General features: G+C 61.6%; 17 protein-coding genes and 1 riboswitch. Of the genes, 3 read left to right on the top strand and 14 right to left on the bottom strand.

The window, feature by feature from the left end:
- Positions 1-4 precede the first annotated feature (4 nt).
- The 4 genes from thiE to B9Z39_RS09560 are packed head-to-tail and all read right to left on the bottom strand — an operon-like array spanning position 5 to position 3,004.
- Complete coding sequence (thiE, locus tag B9Z39_RS09575; protein WP_100144489.1) at positions 5-901, bottom strand: thiamine phosphate synthase; 897 nt, start codon at positions 899-901, stop codon at positions 5-7.
- Positions 898-1,692: a thiazole synthase gene (locus B9Z39_RS09570; RefSeq protein ID WP_100144492.1), complete on the bottom strand. Its 795-nt coding sequence runs from the start codon at positions 1,690-1,692 to the stop codon at positions 898-900. Before B9Z39_RS09570 ends, thiE begins: the two co-directional genes overlap by 4 nt.
- 18 nt (positions 1,693-1,710) lie before the next feature.
- Positions 1,711-1,926, bottom strand: a complete 216-nt coding sequence (gene thiS, locus B9Z39_RS09565; RefSeq protein WP_108301556.1) for a sulfur carrier protein ThiS — start codon at positions 1,924-1,926, stop codon at positions 1,711-1,713.
- Positions 1,919-3,004 carry an FAD-dependent oxidoreductase gene (locus B9Z39_RS09560; protein WP_108301555.1) on the bottom strand — a complete coding sequence of 362 codons (1,086 nt, stop codon included), beginning with the start codon at positions 3,002-3,004 and terminating at the stop codon, positions 1,919-1,921. The genes thiS and B9Z39_RS09560 overlap by 8 nt, the downstream gene beginning before the upstream one ends.
- Positions 3,005-3,057: 53 nt before the next feature.
- Between B9Z39_RS09560 and thiD the strand changes: the two genes are divergently transcribed.
- Complete coding sequence (gene thiD / locus B9Z39_RS09555; protein WP_100144499.1) at positions 3,058-3,909, top strand: bifunctional hydroxymethylpyrimidine kinase/phosphomethylpyrimidine kinase; 852 nt, start codon at positions 3,058-3,060, stop codon at positions 3,907-3,909.
- Positions 3,910-3,917: 8 nt separating this feature from the next.
- Here thiD and B9Z39_RS09550 read toward each other — a convergent pair whose 3' ends face one another.
- From B9Z39_RS09550 to B9Z39_RS09525, 6 genes are read right to left on the bottom strand one after another with little or no spacing between them, the layout of a single operon-like run.
- Complete coding sequence (locus tag B9Z39_RS09550; protein WP_108301554.1) at positions 3,918-4,700, bottom strand: 3-oxoacyl-ACP reductase; 783 nt, start codon at positions 4,698-4,700, stop codon at positions 3,918-3,920.
- Complete coding sequence (locus tag B9Z39_RS09545; protein ID WP_108301553.1) at positions 4,697-5,719, bottom strand: ABC transporter substrate-binding protein; 1,023 nt, start codon at positions 5,717-5,719, stop codon at positions 4,697-4,699. Before B9Z39_RS09545 ends, B9Z39_RS09550 begins: the two co-directional genes overlap by 4 nt.
- A 3-nt stretch (positions 5,720-5,722) precedes the next feature.
- Positions 5,723-6,487: an ABC transporter permease gene (locus tag B9Z39_RS09540; protein WP_108301552.1), complete on the bottom strand. Its 765-nt coding sequence runs from the start codon at positions 6,485-6,487 to the stop codon at positions 5,723-5,725.
- Positions 6,487-7,254, bottom strand: coding sequence for an ABC transporter ATP-binding protein (locus B9Z39_RS09535; RefSeq protein ID WP_108301551.1), 768 nt, complete (start codon positions 7,252-7,254; stop codon positions 6,487-6,489). The genes B9Z39_RS09540 and B9Z39_RS09535 overlap by 1 nt, the downstream gene beginning before the upstream one ends.
- Complete coding sequence (locus tag B9Z39_RS09530; protein WP_108301550.1) at positions 7,244-8,704, bottom strand: acyl-CoA reductase; 1,461 nt, start codon at positions 8,702-8,704, stop codon at positions 7,244-7,246. Before B9Z39_RS09530 ends, B9Z39_RS09535 begins: the two co-directional genes overlap by 11 nt.
- Entirely contained in the window at positions 8,701-9,786 is a 1,086-nt protein-coding gene (locus B9Z39_RS09525; protein WP_108301549.1) for a long-chain fatty acid--CoA ligase, read from the bottom strand. Before B9Z39_RS09525 ends, B9Z39_RS09530 begins: the two co-directional genes overlap by 4 nt.
- Positions 9,787-9,856: 70 nt before the next feature.
- Positions 9,857-9,959: riboswitch (TPP riboswitch) on the bottom strand.
- A gap of 137 nt (positions 9,960-10,096) precedes the next feature.
- On the opposite strand from B9Z39_RS09525, the gene B9Z39_RS09520 reads away from it, so the two are divergent.
- Together B9Z39_RS09520 and B9Z39_RS09515 are read left to right on the top strand one after the other, a co-directional pair.
- Entirely contained in the window at positions 10,097-10,381 is a 285-nt protein-coding gene (locus B9Z39_RS09520) for a DUF6516 family protein (RefSeq protein WP_108301670.1), read from the top strand.
- Positions 10,378-10,731 (top strand): hypothetical protein, encoded by a 354-nt coding sequence (locus B9Z39_RS09515; protein WP_108301548.1) that lies wholly within the window; start codon positions 10,378-10,380, stop codon positions 10,729-10,731. The genes B9Z39_RS09520 and B9Z39_RS09515 overlap by 4 nt, the downstream gene beginning before the upstream one ends.
- 24 nt (positions 10,732-10,755) lie before the next feature.
- Here B9Z39_RS09515 and B9Z39_RS09510 read toward each other — a convergent pair whose 3' ends face one another.
- The 4 genes from B9Z39_RS09510 to cysD all read right to left on the bottom strand — a co-directional run bounded on the left by B9Z39_RS09510 (position 10,756) and on the right by cysD (position 14,418).
- Positions 10,756-11,787 (bottom strand): NAD(P)/FAD-dependent oxidoreductase, encoded by a 1,032-nt coding sequence (locus B9Z39_RS09510; protein ID WP_108301547.1) that lies wholly within the window; start codon positions 11,785-11,787, stop codon positions 10,756-10,758.
- Between the two features lie 11 nt (positions 11,788-11,798).
- A complete protein-coding gene (fdxA, locus tag B9Z39_RS09505; protein WP_108301546.1) occupies positions 11,799-12,125 on the bottom strand; it encodes a ferredoxin FdxA in 327 nt (108 codons plus the stop codon).
- Positions 12,126-12,199: 74 nt separating this feature from the next.
- Positions 12,200-13,468: a sulfate adenylyltransferase subunit 1 gene (locus B9Z39_RS09500; RefSeq protein ID WP_108301545.1), complete on the bottom strand. Its 1,269-nt coding sequence runs from the start codon at positions 13,466-13,468 to the stop codon at positions 12,200-12,202.
- Positions 13,468-14,418 carry a sulfate adenylyltransferase subunit CysD gene (cysD, locus tag B9Z39_RS09495; protein WP_108301544.1) on the bottom strand — a complete coding sequence of 317 codons (951 nt, stop codon included), beginning with the start codon at positions 14,416-14,418 and terminating at the stop codon, positions 13,468-13,470. The genes B9Z39_RS09500 and cysD overlap by 1 nt, the downstream gene beginning before the upstream one ends.
- Positions 14,419-14,429 lie beyond the last annotated feature (11 nt).

Raw genomic sequence — 14,429 nt, 5'->3', positions numbered from 1 at the left:
TTTTCTAGACCGACTGCATGATTTTTATAAAACCTTGCGCGCGGGCTTGTGGGTCTGGCGCATCGGTGATGGCGCGCACCATGGCCACCGAACCCACACCGGTTTGCAACACCGCAGACAGGCGCGATTCGTTAATGCCGCCAATGGCCACCAGCGGGTGCTGCTGCATCAAGCGGGCATAGGCTTGCAAGCGTCCCATGCCTTGCGGTGCGGTGGCCATGCGCTTCAAGGTGGTGGGAAACACCGCACCCAAGGCGATGTAGCTGGGCGACACCGCATCAGCGCGCAGCATCTCGGCGTAGCCGTGGGTGCTCAGGCCCAAACGCAGGCCTGCGCCGCGGATGGTTTGCAGGGGTGCATCGGCCATGTCTTCTTGGCCCAGATGCACGCCGTAGGCACCCGCATCAATGGCCGCTTGCCAGTGGTCGTTGATGAACAGCAAGGCTTGGGTGCCTTGCACGGCGGCCACGGCGGCGTGCACTTCACGCGCAATGGCGGCGGCATCGTCTGACTTGAAGCGCAGTTGTACGGTGGGCACACCGGCACGTGCCATGCGGCCCACCCACTGCGCATCGGGCAGCACGGCGTACAAACCCAAGGCGTGCGGGCAGGGCGCAAACGCGTGGTCTCTGGGCGCGGGGGCGATGCCAAAGTCTGCGGGGTGTACAGGCCATGCGCTCACATCAAAACCACCCAGACGTAGGCTTTGTTGTTGCCAGGCTTGCATCACGCATTGCGCGTCGTGTTCTAAAAAGCCCAGCATGCGGCAGCCTTGCAGTACGCCTGCCATCTCGGGCGTTAAGGTGTTGTCCGACGGTGCTTGTGCATGGCTTTGCGGCTCACCGGCCAGCATGTGGGCATGTTGTTGCGCAATGGCGTTAGCGATGTCGTGTGCGTTCATGCTTGGTGCCAAAACGGTGTGCCCAACACGGGGGTGCTGGGTTGGGCGCTGTCTTGCGCTTGCATAGCGCCTGCCACATAGGCGCTGTGCCCGGCATCTACCGCATCGGCAAATGCGCCGGCCATGCGCACCGGGTCTTGGGCCAGGGCCACGGCGGTGTTGAGCAACACCGCGTCGTAGCCCCATTCCATCACCTGGCAGGCGTGCGAAGGCAAGCCCAGCCCAGCATCCACGATGAGCGGCACATCCAGCCGCTCACGCAGTGTGCGCAGGGCGGTGGGGTTGACGGGGCCCTTGCCGGTGCCAATGGGTGCGGCCCAGGGCATCACGGCTTGGCAGCCCACATCGACCAAGCGTTGGCACAGCACCAGGTCTTCGGTGCAGTAGGGCAGCACCTTGAAGCCGGCCTTGATCAAACGGCTGGCGGCTTCGGGCAAGTTCAGCGTGTCGGGTTGCAAGGTGTAGTCGTCACCGATCAGCTCCAACTTGATCCAGTCGGTTTCAAACACTTCGCGTGCCATCTCGGCGGTGGTGATGGCTTCTTGCAGGCTGTGGCAACCCGCGGTGTTGGGCAACACCGGCACACCCGCTTGGCGCAGCAGGTTCCAAAAACTTTGCGAGGCTTCGCCACCGCTGCCAGTTTGTCGGCGCAAGGAGGCGGTCAGCATGGCTGGCTTAGCGCGCTCAATGGCAGCCAGCAACACGCTGGGTGAGGGGTAGCGCGAGGTGCCCAGCAGCAAGCGGCTGGCAAAGGTTTCGCCGTAGAGCGTGAGAGAGGTCGAGTGAGGCATGGTGTGGTGGGGTTGCGATCAACCGCCCGTGATGGGCGCGATCAATTCAATGTGGTCGTTGTCGTTCAAGCTGTGTTGGGCATATTGGGTACGTGGCACAAATTGCAGGTTCACGGCGGCGGCAAACGGCGGTTGAATGCCCGCGTGTTGCACCGCATCGGCCAATGTGGCACCTACGCTCAGATCGTGTGGGGCTTGGTTGATCAGCACCCGGATGGTGGTGGTTTCAGACATGTTCAAACTTCAATGCAAATTTTGCCGCAAGCTCAGTGCTCTGGTGCTCCACCCATTCCAGCGCCACGTCGAGCATGGCCGGTGCAATCAAAAAGCCGTGGCGGTACAAGCCGTTGAGTTGCACGCAGCGCGGGCTCAAGCAGCGCACCGCAGGCAGGTTGTCGGCCAGGGTGGGGCGCGCTTGGGTGTTGATTTCCAAAATGCGTGCCTCTGCAAAGCCACTGTGCACGGTGTAGGCCGCGCTCAGCAGCTCCAGGGTCGAGCGCACGCTGGCGGGTGACAGGTCTTCGGTTTCAATTTCGGTGGCCCCAATCACAAACACATGGTCTTCTTTGGGCGCGATGTAGATCGGGTAACGCGGGTGAATCAAGCGCGTGGGTCGCAGCAGCGTGACCTCGGGTGCATGCAGGCGCACCACCTCGCCGCGCACACCGCGCAGCTGTGTCCAGTCGCTGCGTGCGCCCAAGCCACGGCAATCAAACACCCAATCGGGTTGACCGGGCGTGCCCGGTGCAAAGTCGCTGGGTGACTTGGGGCTTTGCCAGTGCAGCGCCACGCCGTGTGTGTGCAGGCTGTCTAACAAGGCCGCCAGCAACTGGCGGTTGTCGAGTTGGCCTTCCTCAGGCAAATACAAGGCGCGTTGAAAGCGTCCATCCAACGCGGGCTCGCAGGCCGCCAGTGACGGTGTGTCCAGGCTTTGCGATGCGGGCAGACTGGGCAGTTGGGTGTGGGTGCGGGCCAGCAGTTGTTCAAAGCGTTGGGCTTCGCCTGCGTCTTGGCGGTGCCACACGATCAAGGTGCCGTTTTGTTGAAAAAACACCGCTTGCTCTAACTGCCCAATCAATTCAGGCCAGCGCGTCAGCGCGTGCTGGCCCATGCGCACCACCGGCAGTTCGGTGATGGCCGATTCGGCCAGCGGCGCCAACATGGCTGCGGCCACACGGGCCGCTGCGCCTTGGGCATCGGGGCCCAGGGCTTCGTGCACTTCCACCCGGTGACCGCGTCGTGCCAAGCTGTGTGCCAACAAGCGGCCCATCAGGCCCGCCCCCAGAACCACGCTGTGTTGTGGTGAACTCATTGATCTCTGTCTTTCTGAAAAATACCTGAAGCGAGTTGCGGATAATTCAACGCATGAGCAGCATCACTTCTACCTCTCCATCGCCCTTGCATTACGCACGCGTTCTCACGATTGCCGGTTCGGACAGCGGCGGCGGCGCGGGCATTCAGGCCGACCTCAAAACCTTTGCCGCCCTGGGCTGCTATGGCATGAGCGCCATCACGGCGCTGACCGCACAAAACACCGTGGGCGTGCAGGGCATCCATGGCATACCGGCTGAGTTTTTGAAGGCGCAAATCCAGTCGGTGGTGGAAGACATTGGCGTCGATGCCGTCAAGATCGGCATGCTGCACGCGCCCGCCATCGTTGACGTGGTGGCATGGGCCATTGACCATTACCAACTCAACAACGTGGTGCTCGACCCCGTGATGGTGGCCACCAGTGGTGACCGGTTGATTGCCAGCGAGACCGTGCAGGTGCTGGTGCGCGAGCTGTTCCCGCGTGCGCGCTTGATCACGCCCAATTTGGACGAAGCCGCTTTGCTGCTGGGGCACGACATTGCCAACGCAGACGCGCTTGAAGCAGCCGCACAAGATCTGTTGGCCCAAGGCGCACGCGCGGTGTTGCTCAAAGGCGGGCATTTGCCCGGTGACGAGGTGGTGGACCTGCTGGCACAACCTGGCATCGCGTCGCAACGGTTGGCGTCGCGCCGCATTGCCAGTCGCAATGTGCATGGCACGGGCTGCACCTTGTCGTCGGCCATTGCTGCACATCTGGCCTTGGGGCACGACTTGGCGCAGGCCGTCACGCTGGCACGCCGCTTTATCTTGGGCGCCATCGAGCACGGCGCAGCGGTCACCACGGGCCACGGCCACGGGCCACTCAACCACGGCTTTGCGCCCGTGGCCATGCACGTGCGGCGCTGACGCTCGGCTCATGCCATCACCAACCCGCCGTCCACCACCAGCACTTGCCCGGTCATGAAGCGGCTCCAGTCGGAGGCCAAAAACAGCACGGGGCCCGCCACATCGTCCGGCGTGGCCAAGCGTCCCAGGGGGGTCTGTGCCACCAGCACGTCTTTGACAGCTTCCTTGGTGTGCTGACTCGACGCCGTGGGGCTCACCAGGCCAGGTGCCACGCAGTTGACCCGAATGCCCAAAGGCCCTAGCTCAGTGGCCAAGTTGCGGCTGAAGCCCACCAACGCCGACTTGGCGGTGGTGTAGTCGTGGTACGCAATGCTGGGGCGTTGCACCAGGTCGCTCACCAGGTTGACGATGCTGCCGCTGGCCCGTTGACGCATGTGGGGCAATACCGCTTGGCACACGTGATAAGCGGCTTGCACCGCGCCGTCGAACTGGCCTTGGTAAGCGCTCCAGGGCAACTCCCAAAACCGCTGGCGGTGTTCGGGGTCAAACGCGTAGGGGCCCAAGGCGTTGTTCACCACGGCATCAATGCGCCCGGTTTCGGCCACCGCTTGGGCCACCATGGCTTGCACGGCCTCAGGCGAGCGCACATCGGCTTGCAAGGCCCAGGCATGGCCGCCCGCTTGCTCGCAAGCGCTGACCACTTCTTGGGCGGCGGCTTCGTTGTGCAGGTAGTTCACCAACACCAGCGCGCCTTCGCGCGCAAAGGCTTTGGCAATGGCCGCACCGATGCCCCGGCTGGCCCCGGTGACCAAGACCACTTGGCCGTCAAAGCGTGCAGTGGGCGCGCTCATTTTTTTCCTGGCAACAGGTCTTGGCTAACCACGTCGCTCACCTTGATGTCGCGTTGAATCACACCAAACGCTTTGTAGGCTTGCGCGCCTTTTTGCAGCGAGGCCAAGTCAAACGCACCCAAGCCGCGCTGTGCGGTGGTGGTGGACACGCTGGACGCGTTGCGCAGCTTGATGACCTCCAAGTTGATGGCTTCGTTTTGTCCGTCAATCGCCACCTTCACCGCCAGCTTGGCCGCTTCTTGGGGCGAGCGCATCATCCACTCCGCGCTGTCTTGGTAGGCCTGCAAAAAGCGTTTCAGCGCATCTTTCTTTTGGGCGTAGGTGTCTTCGCGCACCACAAAGAAGTCGCTGGAAATGTTGACGTAATTTTTCACCTCCATCACGTTGACATCCCCCAGGCCTTTTTGTTTGCCCACCAGCAAGCCGGTGTCGGTGGCGGCGGTGGCGTCAACTTGGCCTTGCATCAGCGGCGCAAAGTTCAACAAGCCCGTCACCACCACGGTCACGTCAGACTCACTCAAACCGGCTTGGTGCAACAGCACTTGCAGGTTTTGCCGGGTGCCGCTGGCGAGGCTGTACACCCCAATGCGCTTGCCTTTGAGGTCCGCCGGTTTGGTGATGTTTTGGGACTTGAGTGACACCACGTTGAACACGTTCTGCGGATAAATGTCGTAGATGGCGCGCAGCTTCTCGCCCTTGTCGAGCGCAGCGAAGAAGGAGCCTGGGTCGGTGAAGGCGATGTCGGCCTGGCCGCTCAAGATGTTGCGCAGCGCGTCACCGCCACCGGCACCGGGCACGTAGGCGAGTTCAATGCCACGGGCTTTGAAAAAGCCCTTGTCTTCTTCCACCAGCAGGTTGGTGATTTCGGTGATGGGTTTGCTCCAGCCCGCCACCACCACTTTGTCGGTCTTGGGGCTAGATTGCGCAAGGCTGCTCAGCGGCAAGGCACCGGCAACCAGGGCAGTGAACAACGTGGTGCGCGCAAAAATCAGGGCTGCGCGGCGGGCAAGAGAGGTCATGCGTCAAACTTTCGAAGAGGTTGAAGAAGGGAAAGGTGAAAACCGGCGCTCAAGCGCTTGAACGCCGCTGTAACTCAAGAGGCCCAGCACGGTGATGAGCACCAGCACGGCAAACATCAAAGGCGTGTCCATCGAGCCTTGGGCCGCAATGATCAAGGCCCCCAGGCCTTTGCTGCCGCCAATGAATTCGCCCACCACCGCGCCCACCCAGGCCAGCACCACCGCGACGCGCAAGCCGGCCATGATGTGGGGCAGGCCCGCTGGAATTTTCAAACGCCACAAGGTTTGCCAGGGCGTGGCACGCAGCATGCGAAACAGCTCCAGCCGTTGTGCATCGACTTGCTGCATGCAGGTGGCGGTGTTTTCAAGCAGCGGGAAAAAGCAAATCAGAGCGGTCATCACCACCGTGGGCAAGGTGCCAAAACCAAACCACACGATGAAGAGCGGTGCCAGCGCGAGTTTGGGCACCACTTGGCTCAGCACCACATAGGGCATCAACACGCCACGCAGACGGGCCGATTCACCCAAGGCCACGCCGCCCGCAAACCCCAGCGTGCCACCCAGCAGCAGTCCCAAGCCGACCTCGCTCAAGGTTTGCAGCACATGGGGCCAGAGATAGCCGTTGCTCAAACCCCGCCACAAGGATGAGGCGATCACAGTGGGGGCAGGCAACACCAAAGCCGAGGTGGCGAGTTGTTGCACCGCCAGCTCCCACAGGCCCAGGCACAGCAGACCCAACATCACAGACAGCAGGCGTGTGTGGCGCATCACAGCCCCTCGTCCATGTGTTGGCGCAACTGGGCACACACGGCATTGAATTCGGCGCTGTGACGCAAGCCATGGGCCCGTGGCCGAGGCAAGTCAATGCGCAGCGTGTGGCCCATCTGCCCTTGGTGCATCACGGTCACTTGGTCGCCCAGGTACACCGCTTCGGCCATGTCATGCGTGACAAACAGCACCGTGGTGCCCTGCTGGGCGCACAGCGCGAGCAAGTCGTGTTGCAGTTCTTCGCGGGTGATGGCGTCGAGCGCGGCAAACGGCTCGTCCATGCACAACATGTTTGGCTCGCCCATCAGCGCACGGGCCAGCCCCACCCGGCTTTGCTGCCCGCCTGACAAGGTCAACGGGTTGTGCTGCGTGTGAGCGCCCAAGCCCATGCGCGTGAGCAGGTGTGTGGCCTGGTCGCGGTCGCTGCTGCGCACCTGGCGTTGCAGCGAGACGGGCAACAACACGTTATCCAGCACGTTGAGCCACTCCAGCAGGGTGGGGCGTTGGAACACAAAACCCACGTCGGCCCTCGGCCCGTTCACGGGTTCACCGTGGCACACCACCTGGCCGTGTTGGGGCACCAACAAACCCGCCGCGAGTTTGAGCACGCTGGTTTTGCCGCAGCCGCTGCGCCCGACCAAGCAGTGCACGCTGCCGGGTGCGATGTCCAAGCTCACGCCCCGCACGGCTTCGCCGCCCGTGGCGTAGGCGAAGCGCAACGCGTGCAGGCGCAAGGCGGGTTGTGGGGGCAGGGTGTCAGGGCTCATAGGCTGTGAAGTTCTCGGCAGCCGCTTCGGTGGACGCTTCGATGTCCACCATGCGCACCAGATCGAGCAAGCTGAAGCGCCCGTCGTGGTGCCAACCCGCAGCGGGTGCGGTCATGGCGCCTATGGCGCAGATGCGCGTCACACCCGCTTGCGCCAATGACTCACCGAGGCGCAGCAGTTCTTCAGGCGCTGCTGCCAGCCCCACGGTTTGCAGGTAGTCGCGTTGGGCGCGGGCCAGCTCGGCCACTTCGTCCAGTGTGTCCACAGCGGCCACCACCACGCAGCGGTTCAAGGGGCCGGGTTGCAGGGGTGTGGGCGCGTCGCAGTAGACCACCGCCCAGGCCTGGGTGGCGTCGCCCAACACCTGGGTGTTGGGGCTGTTGACCATGGCGAATTCGTGGGACTCGCGCCAAGCGGCAACGCTTGCGGCCTCTTCCAACGACAGAGTGCGGCGCACAAACTTGTGGCTCAAGGCGGCCAGCTCGCTGGCCAGGCTCTGCGCAAACTCGTGCGGGCTGACCTGGGCACCACGTTGCACATAAAACATTTGCGGCGAGTAGCAACCTTGCTGCTCGTAGCGCGCCACGTCCAGCGCGGCCAGCGCCGCGGTGGCCTTGGCACGGCGCAGCGTCAGCGCCGCCGTGGACACCATGCCAAAACTCAGCTTGTGGCCATGCGGCAAAAACCGTGCAGTCACCGGCACATGCTGCTGCATGTCGCGCAAGGCGGTGTTGCCGCCATAGGCCAGCACCACCTCAGCTTGTTCAAACAAGGGGGCTGCCTGCGCTGCCTCGCTGCCCGGCCACCACACCACAGCCAGGCAGTCGGCCAAGCGCGGCTCCTCCGCCACCAGCACACGCGCCAACACGCTGGCAAACACCGGCTCGGCGCTGGCGACTTTGCCCACCGAGCCCGCTTTGACCAGCAGGCCCGACAACAGGCTCCACATGGGCAAGCCCGGCACATTGCCCGCCCACACATGGGCGATCAGTTCGGGGCCATAGGCTTTGCTCCAGCCGCCACCCACGCGGGGTTGAAACGCATCCAGCAACAGCGGGTTGGCAAAGTCTTCCACCACAAAGCGTTGCAGTTGCAGGGCTCGAAAGGTCTGCAAGTAGGCGCTGAGGTGGATGCGCACCATCTCGGCATCCAAGCCCGTGACACGTGGCAACAAGGTGTCGAGTTGTTGCCGGTAAGGGTCGTTGGCATCGAGCAAACGCGCCACGGCACGGTCGATCACGGCCACCATGTCAGACACCGGCCCGTGTTGCAACTGCGTGCGGCTGGCTTCGCGCACACGCGTGGCCAAGGCGGTCATTTGCGCGGGCTTGAGTTGCGGCACCTGCACCGTCAGCGGGTGCTCAGGCGTGCCAAAGTGCAGCGCGTGCCAGTGCACTTCGGCGTCAGACAGTCCCGGCAGGTAGCCCGCTTTGAAGCTGACCGTGCTCATGCTCGTGCGGCTTTCAAAAAGTCTTCCACGGCCAGCGAGCAGCCTTTGGCTTGCGCACCCTGGGCGCGGCCCAGCAGCACAAAGCCGTCGTCGGTAGCCACGCCCACGTCTTCGGTGAGGATGGTGGTCACGGCGTTGTAGTTGCCCAAATCGGTGTGGACCAAGATGCCGCGCTCGCCGCGTGGCATCTCGCGTCCGCTGATCGGGTCGATCACACGCGAGCGAATCCAATGAGGCCCGCGTTTGACCGATGGCACCGTGGCATTGCCCCGGTCGTAGAACTGGGTGCTGAGTTCGGTCATGCCGTACATGTTGAGGCAATGCGTGCGTGGCACACCAAAAGTGGCTGAGAGCTGGTCGTAAAACGCATCCATCTCAATCTCGCGCGACTGGCCTTTGAAGCCCCCGGTGTCAAACAGCCAACTGCCTGCGGGCAACTGGAAGGATTGGCCCAGGGCCGCCAGGGCGTCCATGGCATGCACCAGGCTGTAGCTCGCGCCCAGCAAGGCCAATGGCTGTGCTGTGTCTTGTGCCTGTTGCAGCGCGGCGGTCAGCCCAGCAATGTCCAAGCCTTGCGCGCCCATGAAGTAGCCGCTGTCTGCCGTGCCAAAGTGGGTGAGGGCCAGTTGCAGGTAGTGGGCCAGCGACGAGTTGGGCAATGCCACTTCGTCGGGAAACAAAATGCCCATGCGAATGCGGGGCTGGCCTTGCATCACGTGTTGTGCAAAGTTCAGGCGCATGGAGCTGTCGTACACCTCGAGCGCGGGGTGGTGGTGGCGGCCTTTGACATCACCGCGCGTGGTGCCACTGGTCATGAACACGCGAGCGCAGGTGTCTGGCGGCACACAGCTGAGCGTGAGGTCTTTGAAGGCGTTGATCGGCACGGCTGGAATGTCATGCCAGTGTTTGACACTGCGTGGCGTCTTGCCGCGCAGCTGGCAAAAGCGCTGGAAGGGCAGGTTGTGCTGCACCTGATGGGCAAACAGACGCAGCGCCATGGCATTGAAGTCGTCGTCGCTCACTTCGGGCAAAGCGAAGAAGTTCAGCAAGTCAGCAGGAATCGTGGACGCGTCAAAAGCCATCTGTGTTTCACTTGCAACAAGCAGGGGGCTGACGGGGAATCGGCAGTGAAGAGGGAGGTGTCCCTGTACCGGTTCTTTTGACAAGCTTCCCTGCGCGAGGATTACCTCAATCAGGTTCAAAGGGACTTTCTCAGTCGATGTCTGTCGAGACACCAACACCCCCAGCGGATGCGTCGCTCAAACTGAACAAGAACGACACAATTCGATTCTAGGCGAATTCAATTGAACCGAGATTTGCAGCAGATAGGCCACACCTTCTTTGGTGTTGGCGAACTTGACAACACCTCAGCTGACGACCAAAATAATGCACATGCCTGCTGAACTGATCACACGTTTCAAAGACATCATGGCCGATGGTGCTGTGCTCGAAGTTGTGATTTGGAAAGTCCCCAAAGCTGTGCCGCCCTCAGACCATCGGTACAAGTACCGCGCCGTCTATGTTGTCGATGGTGTTCGGATTGTTGGTTTTGACAATGAGCGAGGCAAAGGCGATCACTGCCACCTCGATGGTGAACAAGTGCCTTACGTCTTTACGAATGCGGAGCAACTGATTGAAGACTTTATTGCGGCTGTTGCTGCTAGGAGAACCTTATGACAGAACGTTATCTGACCATCACCTTGCAACCTGACTGGCAGAGTGGTTTGCGCACTGCGGCCAAATTGGCCAAAGCCAACACCTACCAAGGCGAAGTGTTGAACTTCGAAAGTCCAGCCCATTTCTTTGGACAACTTTCCGAAAAACGCTGGGAGATTGTTCGAGCAGCACAGGGAAAAGGCGAGCTTTCTGTGCGCGAACTGGCGCGCTCAGTGGGGCGCGATGTCAAGCGTGTGCACGAAGATGTGGTGATCTTGGCTGACTTGGGGTTGTTGGAGCGCACAGAGAGCGGTGGCGTACTTTGCCCCTATTCGTCGATGCACATTGACATGTATCTGAAAGCGGCTTGACACCAGCCGCAACCAAAGTCTGAATCAGTTCACACCCAGCAAGCGGTGCAGCTCGCTCGAGGTGGTGGTGTATTGCAACAAGGTTTTGCGGTTCGGGTGCACGATGTCGGCGGCACCAAAGGCGGCCAAGGTGGCTTCGTGAAAACCACACAGGATAAGTTTTTTCTTACCCGGGTAGGTGTTGATGTCACCCACCGCAAAAATGCCGGGCACCGAGGTGGCAAAGTTTTCGGTGTTCACCACCAATTGCTTGCGCGCCATCTCCAGGTCCCAATGAGCCACGGGCCCGAGCTTGGGTGACAGGCCCCAGCACACCAGCAACTGTTGCGCGGTTCGCTCTATGGTCTCGCCCTCGGGTGTGGCCACCTGAACCGCTTGCAACCGTTGGTCTGCGCTTTGCAGGGCCGTGATTTGGCCAATTTGCAACTGCAAGCGGCCAGCGGCCACAGCGTCACGCATGGCACTCAGCGCCTGCGGTTCAGCTTGAAACACATCACGACGGTGGATCAAGGTCACGCTGCGTGGGGCCTGCTCGCGCATTTGGCTCAGCTGCACGGCCGCATCCACGGCTTGGGCTTCTCCACCCAGCACCCACACATGCTGGTCTGCCAACGGCGTGGTCTCGCTCAGGTGGTAGTGGATGTGGCGACCTTCCAGCTCAGCAGCACCCTCCAGGTTGAGCTTGCGCGGTTGGAACGCACCCACACCCGCCGCAATGAACAAGGTTTTGCACACGAAGTGTTGCTGTGCCGAGGTGTGGACGTCGATGCGGCCATCGGGCCGTTGCGCCACTTGGCTGACTTCTTGGTGCAGGTGGAAGTGGGGGGCAAAGGGGCGGATTTGCTGTTGCAAACGCTCGACCAGTTCGCGCCCGGTGCAAAACGGCAAGCCCGGGATGTCGTAAATCGGTTTGTCTGCGTACAGCTCAGCGCACTGGCCGCCTACGTAGGGCAGGGCGTCGATGAGGTGGCAGCGGATGTCTTGCAGCCCCAGCTGAAAGGCTTGAAAGAGGCCGACGGGGCCGGCACCCACAATGACGGCGTCGGTCTCGATCATGGGGGTGTCAATCAGCGTTGCAACTCGGCCAGCTTGCCGGTGCGGTCTTTCCAGTCGTCGGCGTCAGGCAGAGGTGCCTTGCGCTTGGTGATGCTGGGCCAGCCGATTTGTGACAGCTCGGCATTGAGTTTTGTCATGTGCTGTTGACCATCGGGCACGTCTTCTTCGGCGTAGATGGCATTGACGGGGCACTCAGGAATGCACACCGCGCAGTCGATGCACTCATCGGGGTCGATGGTCAAGAAATTGGGGCCTTCGCGGAAGCAGTCGACAGGACAAACGTCCACACAGTCGGTGTACTTGCAACGGATACAGGCTTCGGTGACAACGTGCGTCATGACAATTCAATCGGTAAAGAGGTAGGTACTCAGCGGCGAAGGTTTGAGCGCCAAGAGTTTTGATTTTAAACGGTTCAATTCACCAGCACGGCGCCTGAGGTTTTGTGGCTGGCTGTGTCCACCAAGACCAGCGCGCCCAAAATGCGCGATTGGGCAAAAGGCAGTGTCACCAAAGGCTCTTGCAGGGCCAGGGTGACGTGGCCAATGCTGTTGGGTGCCAGCTCGGTGGCTTCTTCTTCTGCCAGGGTGTTCACATTCAGACGGTGTACCACGCGTTGCACCTTGGCTTTGACCCAGCGGTGACCGTGCAGTGCCCAATAGACACGACCGGCCACCAAGGGCTCGTCGTCCATCCAAGCGATGGTGGTGTTGAGTTGGCGCTGGGCCTCAGGTGTGTGTTCGGCAGACAGCAGCCAGTCGCCGCGTGACACATCCACTTCGCGGTCCAGCACGATGCCCGCACTGTGACCTGCGGCTTTGTTTTGCGGCTCGCGGGTGGCCGAGAGAACTTGCGACACCACAGCGGTTTGGCCGCTGGGGAAGACTTTGACCGTGTCGCCAGGTGCCACGCTGCCGGTGGCCACACGGCCCCAGAACACACGTCGGCCTTGGGTGGTCACGTTGGAGTCGTGGAACTTTTCCACCCACTGCACAGGGAAGCTGAAAGCCACATCGGTCTCGGCGGGAGTGACGGGCAAGCCTTCCAAAATGCTCAACAGGCTGGGGCCGTTGTAGCCGCACCAATCGGCTTGCGAGTCCACCACGTTCCAGCCTTTGAGGGCCGAGACGGGTACCAAGGCCGTGATGGTGATGCCTGCGGCCTGGGCAAACTGCTTGAGCGCAGCGGCAATGTGTTGGTAAGCCAGGGTGGCGTCTTCTACCGCATCGAGTTTGTTGATGGCAAACACCACCGACGGCACACGCAGCAAGTTGACCAGCAGCGAGTGGCGACGGGTTTGTGGCAACAGTTCAAGCGCGGCATTGCGCCAGTCGAGTTTGGTGGCGTCCACCAGCACCACAGCAGCGTCAGCGCTGGAGGCCGCAGTGACCATGTTGCGGGTGTATTGCTCGTGACCGGGGGCGTCCCCGATGATGAACTTGCGGTGCTCGGTGTTGAAGTAGCGGTAGGCCACGTCGATGGTGATGCCTTGCTCGCGCTCTGCGCTCAGGCCGTCGGTCAAGAGCGCTAGGTCGGTTTCACCGGCACGTTGCACACCCGCCAAGTGGTCTTGCAGCACGGCCTTGGTATCCACCAACAAGCGGCCAATCAAGGTGCTTTTGCCATCGTCCACCGACCCGCAGGTGATGAATTTGAGGGCCGAAAAATGTGTGTCGTTGCTCATTAGAAATACCCGTCTTTTTTGCGCTTTTCCATTGAAGCGTCTGAAGTTTTGTCGTCCATGCGTGTCGCGCCGCGCTCGCTGACGTCAGCGGCCAAGGTTTCGATCACGATTTGCTCTGGTGTGGCGGCCGTGCTCTCCACCGGGCAGGTGCAGGTGATGTCGCCCACGGTGCGAAAACGCACATCGCGCACTTGCACTTGCTCGCCGTCTTTGGGCGGGGTGAGTTCGGTCACGGGCACCAGCAGGCCACGGCGGTCGACCACCTCGCGCTTGTGGGTGTAGTAGATCGAGGGCAGGGCGATTTTTTCGCGGGCGATGTATTGCCACACATCGAGTTCGGTCCAGTTGGAGATGGGGAACACGCGAAAGTGTTCGCCAGGCTGCAAGCGGGTGTTGAACAAGGCCCACAGTTCAGGGCGTTGCGCCTTGGGTTGCCACTGGCCAAAGCTGTCACGGTGGCTGAAGATGCGCTCTTTGGCGCGGGCTTTTTCTTCGTCGCGGCGCGCGCCACCAATCAGCGCGTCAAAGCGGAATTCTTCAATCGCTTCGAGCAAGGTGACCGACTGGTGCACGTTGCGGCTCTCACCTGGGTGGGCTAGGCGCACGGTGCCACGCTTCATCGAGTCTTCCACGCTGCGCACGATCAGCTCGGCCCCGAGTTCTTGGGCGCGTGAGTCGCGGAAGTCGGTGACTTCTTGGAAGTTGTGCCCGGTATCGATCATCAACAGCGGGTAGGGGATGCGGCCGCTACCGGAGGGGCTGGTCTTTCCTCCAAAGGCTTTCTCGGCGCACTTGAGCATGACGAGCGAATCTTTGCCACCCGAAAACAGCAAGGTGGGACGCTCGAAAGCGGCGGCAACTTCACGCAAGATGAAGATGGTTTCTTCTTCCAGCGCATCGAGGTGGGCGTTGCTCAGGCTGTGCAACTCGTTGTGGGTTCTGGCGTTCATACAAACTCTCG

Source organism: Limnohabitans sp. JirII-29 (assembly GCF_003063395.1).
Classification (GTDB): domain Bacteria; phylum Pseudomonadota; class Gammaproteobacteria; order Burkholderiales; family Burkholderiaceae_C; genus Limnohabitans.
Note: the sequence above shows the minus strand (reverse complement) of the source record. Positions and strands in the feature narration are given on the sequence as shown.